This window comes from Aureimonas sp. AU22 (assembly GCF_001463745.1).
In the GTDB taxonomy this organism is placed as follows: Bacteria; Pseudomonadota; Alphaproteobacteria; order Rhizobiales; family Rhizobiaceae; genus Aureimonas.
This window is the reverse complement of sequence record NZ_BBWJ01000047.1, coordinates 40,944-59,117: the sequence shown is the minus strand read 5'-3', so window position 1 is coordinate 59,117 and position 18,174 is coordinate 40,944. Positions and strand designations below refer to the sequence as shown.

The 18,174-nt window shown below is 67.9% G+C and carries 18 protein-coding genes; 16 read left to right on the top strand and 2 right to left on the bottom strand.

Going from position 1 to position 18,174, the window contains the following annotated elements; all coding sequences use genetic code 11:
- The first annotated feature begins 44 nt into the window (after nt 1–44).
- The 3 genes from rplS to leuC all read left to right on the top strand — a co-directional run bounded on the left by rplS (nt 45) and on the right by leuC (nt 3,383).
- Complete coding sequence (gene rplS / locus AUL34_RS17720) at nt 45–503, top strand: 50S ribosomal protein L19 (RefSeq protein ID WP_061936662.1); 459 nt, start codon at nt 45–47, stop codon at nt 501–503.
- Nucleotides 504–617: 114 nt separating this feature from the next.
- A complete protein-coding gene (locus AUL34_RS17715; RefSeq protein WP_061936659.1) occupies nt 618–1,670 on the top strand; it encodes a bile acid:sodium symporter family protein in 1,053 nt (350 codons plus the stop codon).
- A 297-nt stretch (nt 1,671–1,967) separates the two neighbouring features.
- Nucleotides 1,968–3,383 carry a 3-isopropylmalate dehydratase large subunit gene (gene leuC / locus AUL34_RS17710; protein WP_061936656.1) on the top strand — a complete coding sequence of 472 codons (1,416 nt, stop codon included), beginning with the start codon at nt 1,968–1,970 and terminating at the stop codon, nt 3,381–3,383.
- Nucleotides 3,384–3,407: 24 nt separating this feature from the next.
- Here leuC and AUL34_RS17705 read toward each other — a convergent pair whose 3' ends face one another.
- Nucleotides 3,408–4,601 (bottom strand): GGDEF domain-containing protein, encoded by a 1,194-nt coding sequence (locus AUL34_RS17705; protein ID WP_061936653.1) that lies wholly within the window; start codon nt 4,599–4,601, stop codon nt 3,408–3,410.
- A 206-nt stretch (nt 4,602–4,807) separates the two neighbouring features.
- Between AUL34_RS17705 and AUL34_RS17700 the strand changes: the two genes are divergently transcribed.
- From AUL34_RS17700 to dps, 8 genes are all read left to right on the top strand, one after another.
- Complete coding sequence (locus AUL34_RS17700; protein WP_061936650.1) at nt 4,808–5,278, top strand: GNAT family N-acetyltransferase; 471 nt, start codon at nt 4,808–4,810, stop codon at nt 5,276–5,278.
- A 169-nt stretch (nt 5,279–5,447) separates the two neighbouring features.
- Nucleotides 5,448–5,837, top strand: coding sequence for a succinate dehydrogenase, cytochrome b556 subunit (sdhC, locus tag AUL34_RS17695; protein ID WP_061936647.1), 390 nt, complete (start codon nt 5,448–5,450; stop codon nt 5,835–5,837).
- A 14-nt stretch (nt 5,838–5,851) separates the two neighbouring features.
- A complete protein-coding gene (gene sdhD, locus AUL34_RS17690) occupies nt 5,852–6,229 on the top strand; it encodes a succinate dehydrogenase, hydrophobic membrane anchor protein (protein ID WP_061936644.1) in 378 nt (125 codons plus the stop codon).
- Between the two features lie 2 nt (nt 6,230–6,231).
- A complete protein-coding gene (gene sdhA / locus AUL34_RS17685; RefSeq protein ID WP_061936642.1) occupies nt 6,232–8,067 on the top strand; it encodes a succinate dehydrogenase flavoprotein subunit in 1,836 nt (611 codons plus the stop codon).
- A gap of 170 nt (nt 8,068–8,237) precedes the next feature.
- Nucleotides 8,238–9,404, top strand: a complete 1,167-nt coding sequence (locus tag AUL34_RS17680; protein WP_061936639.1) for an App1 family protein — start codon at nt 8,238–8,240, stop codon at nt 9,402–9,404.
- A 142-nt stretch (nt 9,405–9,546) separates the two neighbouring features.
- The gene (locus AUL34_RS17675; protein WP_061936636.1) at nt 9,547–10,326 is read left to right on the top strand and encodes a succinate dehydrogenase iron-sulfur subunit; all 780 of its coding nucleotides are present in this window, start codon (nt 9,547–9,549) and stop codon (nt 10,324–10,326) included.
- A gap of 74 nt (nt 10,327–10,400) precedes the next feature.
- Nucleotides 10,401–11,024: a peptide-methionine (S)-S-oxide reductase MsrA gene (msrA, locus tag AUL34_RS17670; protein ID WP_061936806.1), complete on the top strand. Its 624-nt coding sequence runs from the start codon at nt 10,401–10,403 to the stop codon at nt 11,022–11,024.
- Nucleotides 11,025–11,141: 117 nt separating this feature from the next.
- Complete coding sequence (gene dps / locus AUL34_RS17665; protein WP_061936803.1) at nt 11,142–11,645, top strand: DNA starvation/stationary phase protection protein Dps; 504 nt, start codon at nt 11,142–11,144, stop codon at nt 11,643–11,645.
- Nucleotides 11,646–11,718: 73 nt separating this feature from the next.
- On the opposite strand, the gene fsa is transcribed toward dps, so the two are convergent.
- Nucleotides 11,719–12,372: a fructose-6-phosphate aldolase gene (gene fsa / locus AUL34_RS17660; protein ID WP_061936633.1), complete on the bottom strand. Its 654-nt coding sequence runs from the start codon at nt 12,370–12,372 to the stop codon at nt 11,719–11,721.
- Nucleotides 12,373–12,625: 253 nt separating this feature from the next.
- Here fsa and AUL34_RS17655 point away from each other — a divergent pair, with 253 nt between their 5' ends.
- The 5 genes from AUL34_RS17655 to atpA all read left to right on the top strand — a co-directional run bounded on the left by AUL34_RS17655 (nt 12,626) and on the right by atpA (nt 18,171).
- Nucleotides 12,626–14,818 carry a primosomal protein N' gene (locus tag AUL34_RS17655; RefSeq protein WP_192845781.1) on the top strand — a complete coding sequence of 731 codons (2,193 nt, stop codon included), beginning with the start codon at nt 12,626–12,628 and terminating at the stop codon, nt 14,816–14,818.
- Between the two features lie 73 nt (nt 14,819–14,891).
- Nucleotides 14,892–15,398, top strand: a complete 507-nt coding sequence (locus AUL34_RS17650) for a hypothetical protein (protein ID WP_061936627.1) — start codon at nt 14,892–14,894, stop codon at nt 15,396–15,398.
- 75 nt (nt 15,399–15,473) lie between these two features.
- The gene (locus AUL34_RS17645) at nt 15,474–15,869 is read left to right on the top strand and encodes a DUF4345 family protein (RefSeq protein ID WP_061936624.1); all 396 of its coding nucleotides are present in this window, start codon (nt 15,474–15,476) and stop codon (nt 15,867–15,869) included.
- Nucleotides 15,870–16,081: 212 nt separating this feature from the next.
- Nucleotides 16,082–16,642, top strand: a complete 561-nt coding sequence (locus tag AUL34_RS17640) for a F0F1 ATP synthase subunit delta (protein ID WP_061936621.1) — start codon at nt 16,082–16,084, stop codon at nt 16,640–16,642.
- Nucleotides 16,642–18,171, top strand: coding sequence for a F0F1 ATP synthase subunit alpha (gene atpA, locus AUL34_RS17635; RefSeq protein ID WP_061936618.1), 1,530 nt, complete (start codon nt 16,642–16,644; stop codon nt 18,169–18,171). The genes AUL34_RS17640 and atpA overlap by 1 nt, the downstream gene beginning before the upstream one ends.
- Nucleotides 18,172–18,174 lie beyond the last annotated feature (3 nt).

Below are 18,174 nucleotides of genomic sequence, written 5' to 3'. Positions count from 1 at the left end.
GCCATGACCGGCTCGATCCGGCATGAAACGAACAGAGGCAGACCATGGACATCATCGCCGAACTGGAGGCCGCAGAGGCCGCCCGCATCGCCGCCATCCGCACCCTTCCGGCCTTCTCGCCGGGCGACACGCTGCGCGTCAACGTCCGCGTGACGGAAGGCACCCGCACCCGCGTGCAGGCCTACGAGGGCGTGTGCATCGCGCGTTCGGGCGCCGGCATCCAGGAGAACTTCACCGTTCGCAAGATCTCCTACGGCGAAGGGGTGGAGCGCGTGTTCCCGATGTATTCGCCGTCGCTGGAGTCGGTCGAGGTGGTCCGCCGTGGCCGCGTTCGTCGCGCCAAGCTCTACTATCTGCGCGACCGTCGCGGTAAGTCGGCCCGTATCGTCGAGGCCACCAACGTGCGCGCCCGCAAGCTCAACGACGACGCCCGCACCGTGGCGGCCAACGAGCGCGCCGCCAAGGAAGCCGCAAAGACCGCTGCCAAGGAAGCCGCCGAGTAAGGCCGGCGCCTTCGTAGCCAGACTCTGCAAAGGGCGGCCATGGTGCCGCCCTTTCGCGTTTCGGGACCGCGGGATCGCTGTCCGAGGCGCGCCGAACGTCAGGATGTCCTCGTCATGAGCCTTCGCTCCCGCCTCCGTGCGATTCCCGTCGACCGGTTCCTTCTCATGCTGATCGCGACGGTGGCGATCGCCGCCGTCCTGCCGGCCCGAGGGCATGTCGCCGAGGCGTTCGACTGGATCACCTACGGGGCGATCGCGCTGCTGTTCTTTCTCTACGGCGCACGGCTTTCGCCGGGGGCCGTCTGGGCCGGCCTTCTCCACTGGAGGCTGCAGGGTCTCGTCTTCCTCTCCACCTTCGTGCTGTTCCCGCTGGTCGGGCTTCTGATCTATCCGATGGCCGGCCAGATCCTGCCCGCCGAACTCGCGCTCGGCCTTCTCTACCTGACGCTGCTTCCCTCGACGGTGCAGTCTTCCATCGCCTTCACCTCCATCGCGGGCGGCAACGTGCCGGCCGCGCTGACCAGCGCCTCGGTCTCCAACATGCTGGGCGTCGTCGTCACGCCGGCACTGGTTCTGCTTCTGGCCAGCGGGTCCGGTGGCGCCTTCTCCTTCGACGCGATCGAGAAGATCGCCCTGCAGATCCTGGCGCCCTTCGTCGCCGGTCAGGTCGTGCGCCCGCTGATCGGCGGCTGGCTTGCCCGGCACAAGCCGGTGACCACGGTGGTGGATCGCGGCTCGATCCTCCTCGTCGTCTATGCCGCCTTCTCGGAAGGCGTCGTCGCGGGCGTCTGGACGAGCCTCGACTGGCAGGACCTCGCGATCGTCATCCTCCTCGACATCGCGATCCTCGTCTTCGTCCTGTCGGTGACGACGCTTCTGGCGCGCCGCCTGCGCTTCAGCCGCGCGGACGAGATCGCCATCGTCTTCTGCGGCTCCAAGAAGAGCATGGCGACGGGCATCCCGATGGCGGGTATCCTGTTCGCAGGCCATGCCATGGCGCTGGTGGTGCTGCCCCTGATGCTGTTCCACCAGATCCAGCTCTTCGCCTGCGCGGCGCTGGCGCAGCGCTATGCCCGCCGAACGCCTGGGATCGCGCCGAGCGTCGCGGAGGCTGCGGCCGCCGAGCGCGAGAGCGTGGACCGGGCGGCGGCGACCACCAATCCCTGAACCGCTTCGGGCGCGCCGTGCCGACCCCCCATTGCACGCCCGCGCGCGGGGGCGTATTTTGGAACGATGCGAAGAAGCGCTGGACACACGGGGCGTCTGCCGACCACGCTGGGGTTCTCCCCGGTGGAGGACCGCGCGCGCATGCCCGGCCGCTTCTTCTATCGGCAGATCTCGGCCGTACACCTTACGCCCTGATCGTGCCCGGCGCATCGCCGGGCGATCCTCATCCGATTTTTCCGATCGTGCCCGGCAGGCGCCCTTCGTTGCTCCGCCGGCCCTTTTGAAGACGTGAAGCCGATGACCGACGCATCCAAGCCCCGCACCCTCTACGACAAGATCTGGGACGACCATGTCGTCGCCGTCGGCGAGGGGGGTGAGAGCCTCCTCTATATCGACCGCCACCTCGTCCACGAGGTGACGAGCCCGCAGGCCTTCGAAGGCTTGCGCGCGGCCGGACGCCGGGTGCGCCACCCCGCACGTACGCTGGCCGTCGTCGATCACAACGTGCCGACCTACGATCGTCGCGGCGGCATCCACAACGAGGAAAGCCGCATCCAGGTCGAGACGCTGGCCAAGAACGCGGCTGAGTTCGGCGTCGAGTATTTCAACGAGATCGACGAGCGCCAGGGCATCGTCCACATCATCGGGCCGGAGCAGGGCTTCACCCTGCCGGGCATGACGATCGTCTGCGGCGACAGCCACACCTCCACCCACGGCGCCTTCGGGGCGCTCGCCCACGGCATCGGCACGTCCGAGGTCGAGCATGTGCTCGCCACGCAGACGCTGATCCAGCAGAAGGCCAAGAACATGCTCGTCCAGGTGGACGGGCAACTGCCGGCCGGCGTCACCGCCAAGGACATCATCCTCGCCATCATCGGCGAGATCGGCACGGCCGGTGGTACCGGCTACGTCATCGAATATGCCGGCGAGGCGATCCGCGCGCTCTCGATGGAAGGTCGGATGACGATCTGCAACATGAGCATCGAAGGCGGCGCCCGGGCCGGCATCATCGCGCCCGACGACACCACCTACCGCTACATCGAGGACAAGCCGCGCGCCCCGAAGGGCGAGGCGTTCCAACAGGCCGTCGCCTACTGGCGGACCCTCCAGACGGACGACGGCGCGCATTTCGACAAGGTGGTGCGCCTCGACGCGGCCAACCTGCCGCCGATCGTCTCCTGGGGGTCGAGCCCCGAGGACGTCGTCTCGGTGACCGGCACGGTGCCGGATCCGGACGCCATCGCGGATGAAGCCAAGCGCGAGACCAAGAAGCGCGCGCTCGACTACATGGGGCTGACGGCGGGGACCCCGATGACCGATCTCACGGTCGATCGCGTCTTCATCGGCTCGTGCACCAACGGGCGCATCGAGGATCTGCGCGCGGTGGCTAAGGTCGTGGAGGGCCGCCGGGTGGCCGACACCGTCTCGGCGATGATCGTGCCGGGCTCCGGGCTGGTGAAGCTCCAGGCCGAGGCCGAAGGCCTCGACGTCGTCTTCAAGGCGGCCGGGTTCGACTGGCGCGAGCCGGGCTGCTCCATGTGCCTCGGCATGAACGAGGACCGCCTGAAGCCCTACGAGCGCTGCGCCTCGACCTCGAACCGCAACTTCGAAGGCCGGCAGGGCTTCAAGGGGCGCACGCATCTCGTCTCGCCCGCCATGGCGGCAGCGGCGGCGATCGCCGGGCGCTTCGTCGATATCCGCGAGTGGCGCTGAGCGGGAGGGCGTTCCGCCCTCGGCTCAGCCAGCCGCGGCTCCGGCGCGATGGCGCAGGGGCGTGGGGGGCTGCATCGGCGGCTCCCATGCCTCCACCATGACCTTGTCGCGTCCGTCGGCCTTGGCGCGGTAGAGCAACCTGTCGGCGCGGTCGATCGCGCCGAACAGCGTCTCGTCCCCGTCGAGGTCCACCACGCCGAAGCTCGCCGTGATCCGGACCTCGGCGAGCCGACCCGGCCAGCGGACGCGCGATGCGGTCGAGCGCAGGACCTCCGCGACCCGGATCGCCGCGCGGCGGTCCGACCCTGCCAGGACGATGGCGAACTCCTCGCCGCCGATCCGCGCCACCAGCCCGTCGCGGCCGACGATCTCGGCGCACAGTGCCGCGTAGCCGCACAGGACCGCGTCGCCCGCCTCGTGTCCGAAGCGGTCGTTGATCGACTTGAAATGATCGAGGTCGCTGAGGATCAGCGCGAAGCGAGTTGGCATCCGGGCGCCCTTTCGCATGGCCTCGACGCCCTGTTCCAGGCCGCGCCTGTTGAGGACGCCGGTCAACGCGTCCGCGGTCGACTCCTCCCGCAGCCGCGCGATGATGTCGAGCGTGGTCGTCAGGATGACGCTGGTGGCGAGCAGGAGCCCCATCGCCGCCCCGTTGAGCTGGAACACGAAACCCCAGGTCGTGTCGCGCCAGGCGGAGACGGTCAGGTCTCCGGGCGGCGCCGACAGGAGAAGAAGGTTCTGGAACCCGAGACTTCCGGCGATCGTCAGGCACAGGCCGAAGAGAAGCGGCTTCAGGGCGGCCGTGTCGTGCCGCATTTCATAGGCCGACAGCAGCATCAGTCCCGCGCAGGCGCTCTGGACCGACATGACCTCGTAGAGGACCGAGCCGCCGAGGAACGCCAGACTGCCGGCCGCTCCGGCGCTGCCCGCCACGACGAGCACCGTCGGCCATGTCCAGCGCGGCCGCCGTCCCGCGCGCGCGGCGAAGGCGCCGTTGGTGATGGACAGCGCGACGAGGAACATCGTGTCCTCGACCGTCGGCTTCAGGACGCTGCCAGGCGTCGTCGGCAGCACGGTCATGGCGAAGCCCACGGATGCGATCAGGAACGCAACGCTCCACCACAGGAGGCTTCGATGCAGCCGGGACAGGAGGAGAAAGAGAAGCGCGAAGCTGCAGAAGAGGACCGGTACCGACCAGGCGAGGATGTCGGCCTGCATCACTCCAGATCCCCCGACCCTTGCGTTTGAAGCGAGACGCTGCGTCCGGCCCGTGATCGAAGGCGGCTTCCGCCGCCGTCCAGCCGAAAATTTCTAGCCGGGACGGCCTTCCGAAGGCAAGAGCAAGCGGGGCACAGGCGGCCTCGTTTCCATCAGGCTCCCTGCCGCGACTTGACGCCCGTCCGCTTCCGCCGCACACCAGCGCCATGAGCCTCAGCGAACGCGTTCCCGACTTCGAGATCGGCCTTCTTCGTCTGAAGGATGCGCGCGACCTTGCGCCGCTTCTGGTCGCCTACAACCAGGCCATGTTCCGGGGTGCTCCGGGCGCCCCGGACACGTTCTACGCCGAGCAGTTGCTCCAGGACCGCACCGGGGAGATCCTGGGGGCCCGGCTCGACGGCGAACTCGTCGGGTTCCTTCAGTTCTACGACCTGCCCGACCTTTGGACCGGCATGCGGGCGGGGCTTGCCGAGCACGTGTTCGTGGATCAGCGGCATCGGCGCAAGGGCATCGCCAAGGCGATGGTCGACCTGCTGGCCGAGGAGGCCGATTCGCGCGGCTGGTCGCGTCTCGTGCTGCATGCGCCGCGCCACGGCGGTTCGGGCCGCCACCTCTACGAGAAGGTGGCCGAGCCCGCCGACTGGTCGAGCTACGTGCTGCGCTTCATCGAACGGTAAGGCTTGGCGCCCGGCCTGCGACGCAAGCGACATTCAATCGGTTTGGTGGCGAAAGCGCCCGATCGCGGCTTGATTTCGCAGCCGCACAGGTTCTTTAGAAGCAGTCCAGCCGCGTGCGGGCTCCCAATCCCGCGCGTCATGCCCGCCGCGATCGCCTACGGAGTGATCCTTGTCCGACATCAAATCCGCCCGGCCGCTGTCGCCGCATCTCACGGTCTACCGGTTCCGGCCGACGATGGCCATGTCGATCCTCCACCGCATCACGGGCTGCGCGCTCTATGTCGGGACGGCGCTCGTGGTGTGGTGGCTGATCGCCGCCGCCAGCGGCCCGGAGGCCTTCTCCTATGCCTCGGGCTTCCTCGGCTCGATCCTCGGTCGCCTGATCCTGTTCGGCTACAGCTGGGCGCTCCTGCACCACATGGCCGGCGGCATCCGCCATCTGATCTGGGACACGGGCGCGGGCCTCGGCCGCGAAGAGTCCACCAAGCTCGCCATCGCCACGCTGGTCGCCTCGCTCGTCGGCACCGTGCTCCTGTGGCTCGTCGTCGTCATCGTCTGAAGGAACGTTCCGTCATGGATATGAGAACTCCCCTGAAGCGGGTCCGCGGCTATGGCGCGGCGGGCGAGGGCACCGGACACTTCTGGCTGCAGCGGCTCACCGCCATCGCCAACCTGTTCCTGATCTCCTTCTTCGTGGTGCTCCTGATCGCGCTGCACGACGAGCCATATGAGGGCGTGCGCGCCGCCTTCGCCAATCCGCTGGTCGGGCTGGTCATGGGTCTTGTGGTGATCTCGGTCTGCGTCCACATGCGGCTCGGGATGCAGACGGTCATCGAGGACTACCTCCATGGCGGCGCGAAGGTGGCCCTCGTCATCCTCAACACCTTCTTCGCGATCCTCGTCGCTTCGGCGAGCCTGTTTGCGATCGTCAAGATGAGCTTCGGAGCCTGACCATGGCGACTGCCCAGCCCCATCGCAGCGCGCCCGCGCAGAACGGCAAGGCCTACACGTTCGTCGATCACACGTTCGACGTCGTCGTGGTCGGCGCCGGCGGCGCGGGCCTTCGTGCCACGCTCGGCGCGGCGCAGGCCGGCCTCAAGACCGCCTGCATCACCAAGGTCTTCCCGACCCGCTCGCACACCGTTGCGGCGCAAGGCGGCGTCGCCGCCTCGCTCGGCAACATGGGCGAGGACAACTGGCGCTGGCACATGTACGACACCGTGAAGGGGTCGGACTGGCTGGGCGACCAGGACGCGATCGAATACCTCGTGCGCGAGGCGCCGAAAGCCGTCTACGAGCTCGAGCATTTCGGCGTGCCCTTCTCGCGCACCACCGACGGCAAGATCTACCAGCGCCCGTTCGGCGGCATGACCACCGATTTCGGCAACGGCCCGCCGGCGCAGCGTACCTGCGCCGCCGCCGACCGCACCGGTCACGCCATCCTGCACACGCTCTACGGCCAGTCGCTTCGCTACTCCTCGGAATTCTACATCGAGTATTTCGCGATCGACCTGATCATGGACGAGGAGGGCGCCTGCCGCGGCGTCGTCGCCCTCAACATGGACGACGGCTCGATCCACCGCTTCCGGTCGAAGAAGGTGATCCTGGCGACCGGCGGCTACGGGCGCGCCTATTTCTCGGCGACCTCGGCCCACACCTGCACGGGTGATGGCAACGCCATGGTGCTGCGCGCCGGCCTGCCGCTGCAGGACATGGAGTTCGTGCAGTTCCACCCGACCGGCATCTACGGCGCCGGCTGCCTCATCACCGAGGGTGCGCGCGGCGAGGGCGGCTACCTCACCAATTCTGAAGGCGAGCGCTTCATGGAGCGCTACGCCCCGTCGGCGAAGGACCTCGCATCCCGCGACGTCGTCTCGCGCTCGATGACCATGGAGATCCGCGACGGCCGGGGCGTCGGCAAGGGCAAGGATCACATCTTCCTGCACCTCGACCACCTCGACCCGAAGATCCTGGCAGAGCGCCTGCCGGGCATCTCCGAATCGGCACGCATCTTCGCGGGCGTCGACGTCACCAAGGAGCCGATCCCGGTCCTGCCGACCGTCCACTACAACATGGGCGGCATCCCGACGAACTATCACGGCGAGGTGCTGACCAAGCGCGACGGCAACCCCGATTCCGTCGTGCCCGGCCTGATGGCTGTCGGCGAGGCGGCCTGCGTGTCGGTGCACGGCGCCAACCGCCTCGGCTCCAACTCGCTGATCGACCTCGTCGTGTTCGGCCGCGCCGCGGGCCTGCGCTGCGCCGAGACGGTGTCGGCCGGCGAGGGCCACGCGCCGCTGCCGGCGAACGCCGGCGAGAACTCGCTCGCCCGTCTCGACCGTTTCCGCTACGCGCAGGGCTCGACGTCGACCGCCGAGCTTCGCGACAACATGCAGCGCACGATGCAGTCCAACTGCGCCGTGTTCCGCACCGGCGAGATCCTCGAAGAAGGGCACGAGAAGATCCATCAGGTCTGGCAGGCTTCGGACGACGTGCGCGTCACCGACCGCTCGCTGATCTGGAACACCGACCTGATCGAGACCCTGGAATACGACAACCTGATCGCCCAGGCCGTCGTCACCATGGACTCGGCGCTGGCTCGCCAGGAGTCGCGCGGCGCCCACGCTCGCGAGGATTTCCCCGATCGCGACGACGCCAACTGGATGAAGCACACCCTGAGCTTCTGCGACACCGTCGCCAAGACCGTGACGCTCGAGGACCGGCCGGTGCACACCTACACGATGTCGAACGAGATCGAGTACATCCAGCCGAAGAAGCGCGTGTACTGACCACGCGGATCGACGTCGTCGACGAGCGCATTGATGGAGGGTCGTGGCCGGTGGTCACGGCCCTTTTTCCATGACGGCGTCGTGAGCTAGCTACAAACGAGAGGCGACCGGACACCGAGGCGGAGCGTCGCCCTGCTTTCCGAGATCTCCAACCTTTGCTATCGCGGGGCATGATCTTGGACCCGCTGCGCGCCTTCGGCCGCTCCTTCCTTCGCCGCAGTCGCGTCCTGCGATTCACCGTGAAGCGGGCGGTCGGGCTGACGGACAGGCCCACCCTCGTCGTCTATCCCGGCCGCGTGGCGGACGGGCGGCTGCGGATCCTTGGCCGTGTGCTGGAGGACGAAGGGGTGTTCGACGCCCCGCATTCCAATTCCACGCTGCGCAACCTCTGGCTGACCTTCAAGCGCTACGAGACCGACGAGATCGGCGGTGCGCTGGTGCGCTACGAGGGGCCGGCGGGTGCGGGTGAGGTCGTGAGCGACGCGGAGGGCTACTTCTCGCTCGACCTCGACGCTGCGCACCTGCGTGACGACGATGCGCCCTGGACGCCCTTGCGTTTCCAGTTGGAGACCGCGCGCGGCTACGACTTCCAGCCGGTGGAGGCGGAAGCGCGAGCGCGCGTCGTCTCGAGCCATGCGCGTTTCGGCGTCATCTCCGACATCGACGACACGATCATCCACACCGGCGCCTTCAAGATGTTGCGGCACTGGCGCATCGTTACCGCCAATTCCGCCGAGGCGCGCACCGCCTTTCCCGGAGTCTCAGAGTTCTACCGGGCGCTGTGCGACGGCGCCGCGGGGCCGCAGACCAACCCGGTCTTCTACGTCTCGTCCAGCCCCTGGAACCTGTCCGACATCTTCGAGCGCTTCATGGCGCTGAAGAACATTCCGGCCGGCCCGATGCTCCTGCGCTCGCTGTCGAGCGATGCGCTCGGCTGGCTCCTGCGGCGCCATCGCGACCACAAGGATGCGGCGATCGACCAGCTTCTCGCGGAGTATCCATCCCTCTGCTTCGTGCTGATCGGCGACTCCGGCCAGAAGGACGCGACCGTCTATGCCGGCGTGGTGGAGCGCCACCCCGGGCGTATCCTTGCCGTGCATATCCACGACGTACGCCCGACCGGCACGGGGGGCGGCGAGGTGGAGCGCGAATTGCGGCGCATCGAGGCGGCCGGCGTTCCGACGACGCTCGGGCGCACGCTGGGGGCGGCCGCCGCCCATGCCGAGGCTGCCGGACTGGTGGCCGGCGGGACCCATGCGGCGGTCCTCGCCGAGATCGCCGACGAAGCGAACAAGCCGGAACGGTTCGGGCCGTTTCCCGTCATCGTGCAGCCCTGAGGGCAGCGAGGCGGGGTTCGGCGGGCCTGCCCGGCATACAAACGGTTTAAGGCGCGGGGCGACACCGTGCCGTGTTGCACTGCCCGCGCATTCGTGTTTAGCCCCATTCTAAAGACGCGCATCCCCTGTCCAGGACCCGGCCATGGTCGAACTCACGCTCCCCAAGAACTCCGTCGTGCAGAAGGGCAAGGTCTGGCCGAAGCCCGCCGGCGCCAAGACGCTGCGCGAGTTCGGCATCTACCGCTGGTCGCCCGACGACGGCCAGAATCCGCGGGTGGACACGTTCTACGTCGACACCGACGACTGCGGACCGATGGTGCTCGACGCCCTGCTCTGGATCAAGAACAAGGTCGATTCGACCCTGACGCTGCGCCGCTCCTGCCGCGAGGGCATCTGCGGCTCCTGCGCCATGAACATCGACGGCTCCAACACGCTCGCCTGCACGAAGGGCATGGACGAGGTGAAGGGGGCGGTGAAGGTCTATCCGCTGCCGCACATGCCGGTGGTGAAGGACCTCGTGCCCGATCTCACGGTGCCCTACGCGCAGCTGCGCTCGATCGAGCCCTGGCTGAAGACCGAGACGCCCGAGCCGGAGAAGGAGTGGCGTCAGAGCCACGAGGATCGCGAGAAGCTCGACGGCCTCTACGAGTGCATCCTGTGCTTCTGCTGCCAGACCTCGTGCCCGAGCTACTGGTGGAACGGCGACCGCTATCTCGGCCCCGCCGTGCTGCTCCAGGCCTATCGCTGGCTGATCGACAGCCGCGACGAGGCGACCGGCGAAAGGCTCGACAACCTGGAAGACCCGTTCCGCCTCTATCGCTGCCACACGATCATGAACTGCACGCAGGCCTGCCCCAAGGGCCTCAACCCGGCGAAGGCCATCGCCGAGATCAAGAAGATGATGGTGGAGCGCCGCGTCTAGAAACGCGGGGGGCCATGCATCCGCCGCGTTCGGCGCGCCGTATCTGGGGCGCCGATCCCCTGCGGAGACCGATCATGACGCGTTCATCCTTCCTGCGGCCGGGCGTCCTCGCGCTCGGCCTTTTCACAGTCCTCACGCCGTTGGCCGCCCAGGCGGACGAGGCGATCCTGGCGGGCGGCTGCTTCTGGTCGATGGAAACCGACCTCGACCACGTCGTGGGGGTGACGAAGACCGAATCCGGCTATATCGGCGGCCACCTGAAGAACCCGACCTATCAGGACGTCGTCACCGAGACGACCGGCCACTACGAGGCGGTGAAGGTCACCTACGACCCCGCGAAGATTTCCTACGACAAGCTTCTCCAGGCCTATTGGCATTCGATCGATCCGACCGACGCCGGTGGCCAGTTCTGCGATCGGGGCGATTCCTATCGCACCGCCGTCTTCGCGATGAACGACGCGCAGCGAAAGGCGGCCGAGGCGAGCAAGCAGGCGGTTGGGAAGGAGCTGGGCCGGACGGTGGCGACCGCCGTCTTGCCGGCGTCCGAGTTCTATCCGGCCGAAGACTACCATCAGGACTACGCGCAGAAGAACCCCGGGCACTACAAGCGCTACCGGATTGGCTGCGGCCGCGACGTGGCGGTGAAGGCCGTCTGGGGCGCAAAGGCGCAGGCCGAGCTGAAGGGCAAGGTGGGTTGAAGCGCGCGGGCTCGGGGATCGGCGGGAACCGATCGCCCGCCCATGCGTAACTGAAGCCGACGCATCCGGCGCCCGACGAGCGGTGCCGGATCCCGTATGCGGTTTCAGGAGACCTCGATGTCCAAGCAGGGCAAGACCCCGATCCATCCGACCAAGAACACCCAGAACGAGAACCTGCGCCGATCGATGATCGAGCTGCTCCAGGTCCACCTGGCCTCGTCCATCGACCTCAGCTACCAGGCCAAGCAGGCCCATTGGAACGTGAAGGGCCCGAACTTCTACGGCACGCATCTTCTGTTCGATCAGCTGCACGAGGAGGCGGAAGGTTACGTCGATACGATCGCGGAGCGCCTGACGGCGCTGGGTGGCCAGGCGCACGGGACGGTGCAGGCCTCCAGCGAAGGGTCCGTCCTCGATCCCTATCCGCTCGACCTCGTCGACATCATGGGGCACCTGAAGCGCCTTGCCGAGAGCTATGCCAAGTGGGGCGGCGCGCTGAAGGAAGCCGTCAGCGAGTCGGACGAAGCGGGCGACGACCTGACGGCGGATCTCTTCACCGAGGTCGCTCGCGGGGTCGACAAGTCCCTGTACTTCCTGGAAAGCCACTTCCAGCACGCGTGAGATCGTGCTTGCGACCGATACGAAAAAGGGCGGCCCTCGCGAGCCGCCCTTTTTCATGTGCGTCGTCGTGAGACTACTCGATCGTCTGACCGGTCTTGGCCCAGTCGGCCACGAAGGCCTTGAGACCGTTGTCGGTGAGCGGATGCTTGATCAGCGACTTCAGCGTGGCCGGCGGCACAGTGGAGACGTCGGCGCCGAGCAACGCGGCCTCGCGGACGTGGTTCGGCGTGCGGATGGAGGCCGCAAGGATTTCCGTCTCGAAGCCGTAGTTGTCGTAGATGCGACGGATGTCGGAGATCAGCTCCATGCCGTCGATGTTCATGTCGTCGAGGCGACCGACGAACGGCGAGATGTAGGTCGCGCCGGCTTTGGCCGCGAGCAGCGCCTGATTGGCCGAGAAGCAGAGCGTGACGTTGGTCTTCACGCCGTCCTCGGTGAAGTGCTTGCAGGCCTTGAGGCCGTCCAGCGTCAGCGGCAGCTTGACGACGATGTTCGGCGCGATCCCGGCGATGATCTTGCCCTCGCGCATCATGCCGTCGAAATCGGTCGAGGCGACCTCGCCGGACACCGGGCCGTCGGTGACGTCGCAGATTTCCTTCAAGAGTTCCTTGAGCGGCCGATTGGCCTTGAGGACCAGCGACGGATTGGTGGTCACGCCGTCGATCAGGCCGGCGTCCTGAAGTTCCCTGATCTCGGCAATGTCGGCCGTATCGACGAAAAATTTCATGGAATTCGTCCTTCGCTTCCAGGCGGCCGGCCCCTTGCGGAGCCAACGGGGTCGCCGTCGATCCTGATGTTCGTGGTGATATAGGAGCCCGTATCGGAAGCAAGCAGGAAATCGGACGCCTCCGGCAGGCCCCTTTCATCCTCTTGGAGTAACGACGATATGGAGGCAAAGGCTCCCGCTTGAGGCGCCTGTCCCTTCACGATCTCTCGCAGCCCGCCGCTTGGACCCGACCCCGACCGCCGTCACCGATTCGCTGTTCGCGCCGGACGCCCTGCCGGGCGGGCCCGTGGTCGTGCCCGTGCTCGTGCCGCTGCCGGCCGAGCGGCCCTATTCCTACCGCGTGCCCCCCGGCATGACGGTGGTCCCGGGCTCGATCGTCCAGATCCCGCTGGGGCCGCGCCAGGTCGCGGGCGTCGTGTGGGACCAGCCCACCGACCCTGTCGACCCGAAGAAGCTGCGCGCGATCACCCATGTCTTCGATTGCCCGCCGCTCGACGCCACGATGCGCCGCTTCATCGACTGGGTGGCGGACTACACGCTTTCCCCGCCCGGCCTTGTCGCCCGCATGGTGCTGCGCGCGCCGGTCGCCTTCGACCCGGAACCCCACGTCGAGGGCCTTCGCGCCACGGGGGTCCTGCCGCCGCGCATGACGCCGACGCGCGAGCGCGTCATGGAAACGCTGGCGCATTCGCCGGAATGGACCCGCTCCGGGTTGGCCAATGCATCCGGCGTCGCCGTCTCGGTGGTGGACGGTCTCCTGAAGGTCGGCGCGCTGGAGCCGGTGTCGCTGCCGCCGCACCCCGCCGTGCCGATGCCCGACACCGCCCATCGCCGCGCCGAGCTGACGCCCGGGCAGAAAGAGGCGGCCGACCGCCTGATCGAGCCTGTCGAGACCGGCGGCTTCTCGGTGAGCCTTCTCGAGGGCGTCACCGGTTCGGGCAAGACCGAGGTCTACTTCGAGGCGGTGGCGCGTGCGCTGGAGAAGGGCGGCCAGGTCCTCATCCTCTTGCCGGAGATCGCGCTGACGCAGAGCTTCATCGATCGCTTCCACGCCCGCTTCGGCGCCGAGCCCGCTCAGTGGCACTCGGACGTTGCACCCCGCATGCGCGAGAAGGTCTGGCGGCAGGTGGCGGAAGGCCGCGTGAAGGTCGTGGCCGGCGCCCGCTCGGCCCTCTTCCTGCCCTTCCCCGATCTCGGGCTGGTCGTCGTCGACGAGGAACACGACCCCGCCTACAAGCAGGAGGACAGGACCTTCTACCATGCACGCGACATGGCCGTGGTGCGGGGGCGGGAAGGCGGCTGTCCGGTGATCCTGGCGTCCGCCACGCCGTCGCTCGAAAGCCGCGTCAACGCCCGGGCCGGGCGCTACGCCCATGTGCCCCTGGCCGCCCGCTTCGCCGACGCCGCGCTGCCCGACCTCTCGCTGGTCGACCTGCGCCGCCATCCGCCGGCGCGCGGACGCTTTCTGTCGCCCGTGCTTCTGACCGCGATCGAGGAGACCGTGGCGCGCGGCGAGCAGGCGCTCCTGTTCCTCAACCGGCGCGGCTACGCCCCTTTGACGCTCTGCCGCGCCTGCGGTCATCGCTTCCAGTGCAACCAGTGCTCGGCCTGGCTGGTGGACCACCGCCTGCGCGGCACGCTGCAGTGCCACCATTGCGGCCACGCGCAGCATCGGCCGGAAAGCTGCCCGTCCTGCGGCACGCTCGATCACCTCGTCGCCTGCGGTCCCGGCGTCGAGCGGATCGCCGAGGAGATGCTCGAGACCTTTCCGCAGGCGCGCACGATCCTTCTGTCGTCCGACCTGCCGGGCGGCGCGCGTCGGCTGCGGCGCGAACTCGACGCCGTGGCGGATGGCGAGGCGGACATCGTGATCGGCACCCAGCTCGTCGCCAAGGGGCACCATTTTCCGCTGATGACCCTCGTGGGCGCGGTGGACGCCGATCTCGGCCTTGCCAACGGCGATCCGCGGGCCGCCGAGCGCACTTTCCAGCTTCTCCACCAGGTGACGGGCCGGGCCGGGCGTTCGGGCCTCGCCAGCCGGGGCATGATCCAGACCTGGAGCCCGGAGCATCCGGTGATGCAGGCGCTCGTCGCGGCCGACCCCGACAGCTTCTACGACCGCGAGGCCACGGAGCGCGAGCGTGCCGGCCTGCCGCCCTTCGGCCGTCTCGCCGCCGTCATCGTCTCGGCCGACTCGCGCCGCGAGGCGGAGGCGCATGGGCGCGAACTCGCCCGCGCGGCGCCGGAGGACATGGGCATCGAAGTGCTGGGGCCGGCCGAAGCGCCGCTCGGCCTCGTTCGCGGACGCCACAGGTTCCGGCTGCTGGCGCAGGGCGGACGGCGCGCGCCGCTTCAGGCGTTTCTGCGCGCGATGATCGCGAAGGCGCCCCGGCCGCGCGCCTCGGTGCACGTGCAGGTCGACATCGATCCGCAAAGCTTTCTCTGACCCACGCGGCCTTGCCAGGACGCGTGCGATCCTGCCATGGCAGACGCATCGGTCGACGGCAGGGGAGGGACGCATGAGGATCGGACGGCTGGGATCTGCGGCCCTCGTTCTTCTTCTCTGCGCGCCCGCACAGGGGCAGGATTCCGGCATTGCGGGCACCGACCCGGCGGCCTCGTTCGGCGCCCCCGCCGCGCAGGATACGATCTTCTGGTACCCCGCGCCGTCGCGCTGCACCTACTTCACGCCGGCGGCCAGGGCGGCCTTTCGCTTCGACGACCCGCAGACCTGGCGCTTCGCCTTCCTGGTGATGCGCGAGACGAAGGCCGAAAACTCGGCCGAGCGCGGCTATGTCATGGTGGACGGGGTGCTGCGCGAACTCGAGAAGGTGCGCTCGGGCGCGGATGCCGCCCAGTCCAACGTCACGGTCTGGCGTTCGGCGGGCGAACCGCGGGTCAACGTCAACATGACCATGCGCGAAACGGAACGCACGCCGGAGACCATCACACTTTCGGGAACGATGACGCTGATTCGCGGTGAGGGGAGGCGGGAGATCGCGATCGAGGGCAACTGCACCGGCTGATCCCGTCGCTTTGCCGCGGCATCGCTTTTCCGCTAATCCCTCGCCGCATCGTTTCCAAGCCTGTCGGGAGCCCCGATGCCGATCACCCTTCCATCGACCACGGTCGACGCCCTGCCGTTCGCGGCGGCGTGCTTCAGCATCCTCTACGGCCTCTTCGCCTTGTTCGCCCCGGGCACGTTCTTGCGGATGGCCAAGCTCCAGCCGGTCGGCGAGCGGCGGGTCGGACTGTCCGAGATCCGTGGGACGCTGGCGGGTTTCCCGCTCGGCACGGGCCTTGCGACCATGTTCTTCTTCGACCAGCCCTTCATGCAGATGACGCTGGGTGCCGGGTGGATCTTCGTCGCCTTCGGCCGCCTCGTCTCCATCCTGTCGGACGACGCATCGACCTTCGGCAACTGGCTCTGGCTCCTCCTCAACCTCATCCTGGCGGGCGCGTGCCTCGCTCCCGTTTTCGGCCTCGTGCCGGCCTGAGGCTCCCGCTTGTAAACCATGCTGTGAACCCGCGTTTCGGGCGGGGAAGCTCTGTTGTGGAGCGGGAAACCCTGTGCTAGACGACCCCTCATCGCGGTCAGGCCAGGGACAGGTTCTCAGGGTTCGCGACCTTTTTTTGACCAGTTCCCCCCAATCGTCGCGACCTGTTCGGGCGGGTGCGGGAACCCAGATAAGAAGAGAAGCGATCGTCCGTGGCACAGTCCTCCTCCCCGGTTTCCGGGGTCGCCGAACGCTACGCCCAGTCCCTCTTCGAGCTTGCTCGCGACGAAGGTTCGATCGACGCGACGGAGTCCGAGCTTCTCCAGTACCAGTCGCTGGTGGATGAGAACGCCGACTTCCGCCGGCTCGTCGAAAGCCCGGCCTTCACGTCCGACGACCAGCTGCGTGCGATCACGGCGGTCGTCGCCGAGACCAAGCCCAGCCAGCTGGTCGGCAACTTCCTGAAGGTCATCGCCGCCAACCGCCGGCTCTTCGCGCTTCCCTCCATCGTGCGCGGCTTCCGCCAGATGGCCGCCGCCCATCGCGGCGAGGTGGATGCCGAGGTGGTCAGCGCCCACCCTCTCAACGACGAGCAGCGGCGCGAACTGCGCGACGCGCTCGGCCGCTACACGTCTAAGACTGTCACGATGCGCGAGAGCGTCGACCCTGCGATCCTCGGCGGCCTCGTGGTCCGCATCGGTTCGCGCCAGATCGACACCTCGCTTCGCAACAAACTCTCATCCCTTAAGCTTGCGCTGAAAGAGGTCGGCTGATGGACATCCGGGCCGCGGAAATTTCCGCAATCCTCAAGAACCAGATCAAGAACTTCGGCAACGAGGCGGAAGTCTCCGAAGTCGGCACGGTTCTTTCCGTCGGCGACGGCATCGCGCGCGTCTACGGCCTCGACCAGTGCCAGGCCGGCGAGATGGTCGAGTTCCCCGGCGGCGTGCGCGGCATGGCGCTGAACCTCGAGTCCGACAATGTCGGTATCGTGATCTTCGGCTCCGACCGCGACATCAAGGAAGGCGACACCGTCCGCCGCACCGGCGCGATCGTGGACGTTCCGGTCGGCAAGGGCCTGCTCGGCCGCGTGGTCGACGGTCTCGGCAACCCGATCGACGGCAAGGGCCCGATCGAGTCCACCGAGCGCCGCCGCGTCGACGTCAAGGCGCCCGGCATCATCCCGCGCAAGTCGGTGCACGAGCCGATGTCGACCGGCCTCAAGGCCATCGACGCGCTGATCCCGGTTGGCCGCGGCCAGCGCGAGCTGGTGATCGGCGATCGCCAGACCGGCAAGACCGCCATCCTGCTCGACACCTTCCTCAACCAGAAGCCGGCGCACGACGCCGGGGTCGAGAAGGACAAGCTCTACTGCATCTACGTGGCGATAGGACAGAAGCGCTCGACCGTCGCCCAGTTCGTCCGCACGCTCGAAGAGCGCGGCGCGATGGCCTATTCGATCGTGGTCGCCGCGACCGCGTCCGACCCGGCCCCGCTCCAGTACATCGCGCCCTTCGCCGGCTGCGCGATGGGCGAGTACTTCCGCGACAACGGCATGCACGCCGTGATCGCCTACGACGACCTGTCCAAGCAGGCCGTGTCCTACCGCCAGATGTCGCTGCTGCTGCGCCGCCCGCCGGGCCGCGAAGCCTACCCGGGCGACGTGTTCTACCTGCACTCGCGCCTCCTGGAGCGTGCGGCCAAGCTCAACGACGAGATGGGCGCCGGTTCGCTGACCGCTCTTCCCGTGATCGAGACGCAGGCCAACGACGTGTCGGCCTACATCCCGACCAACGTGATCTCGATCACCGACGGCCAGATCTTCCTCGAGACCAACCTGTTCTACCAGGGTATCCGCCCGGCGGTGAACGTCGGCCTCTCGGTGTCGCGCGTCGGCTCGGCCGCGCAGGTCAAGGCGATGAAGCAGGTCGCCGGCTCGATCAAGGGCGAGCTCGCGCAGTACCGCGAGATGGCGGCCTTCGCGCAGTTCGGCTCCGACCTCGACGCCTCGACGCAGCGCCTCCTCAACCGCGGCGCACGCCTGACCGAACTCCTGAAGCAGCCGCAGTTCTCGCCGCTGAAGACGGAAGAGCAGGTCGCGGTGATCTTCGCGGGTACGCAGGGCTATCTCGACAAGCTGAAGGTCTCGGACGTCGGCCGCTTCGAGGAGGGTCTCCTCACCTCGCTGCGCACCGAGCACAAGGGCGTGCTCGACACGATCGCCACCGAGAAGCAGCTTTCGGACGACACGCGCGCCAAGCTGAAGGCCGTCCTCGAGCAGTTCTCGAAGTCCTTCGCCTGAGCT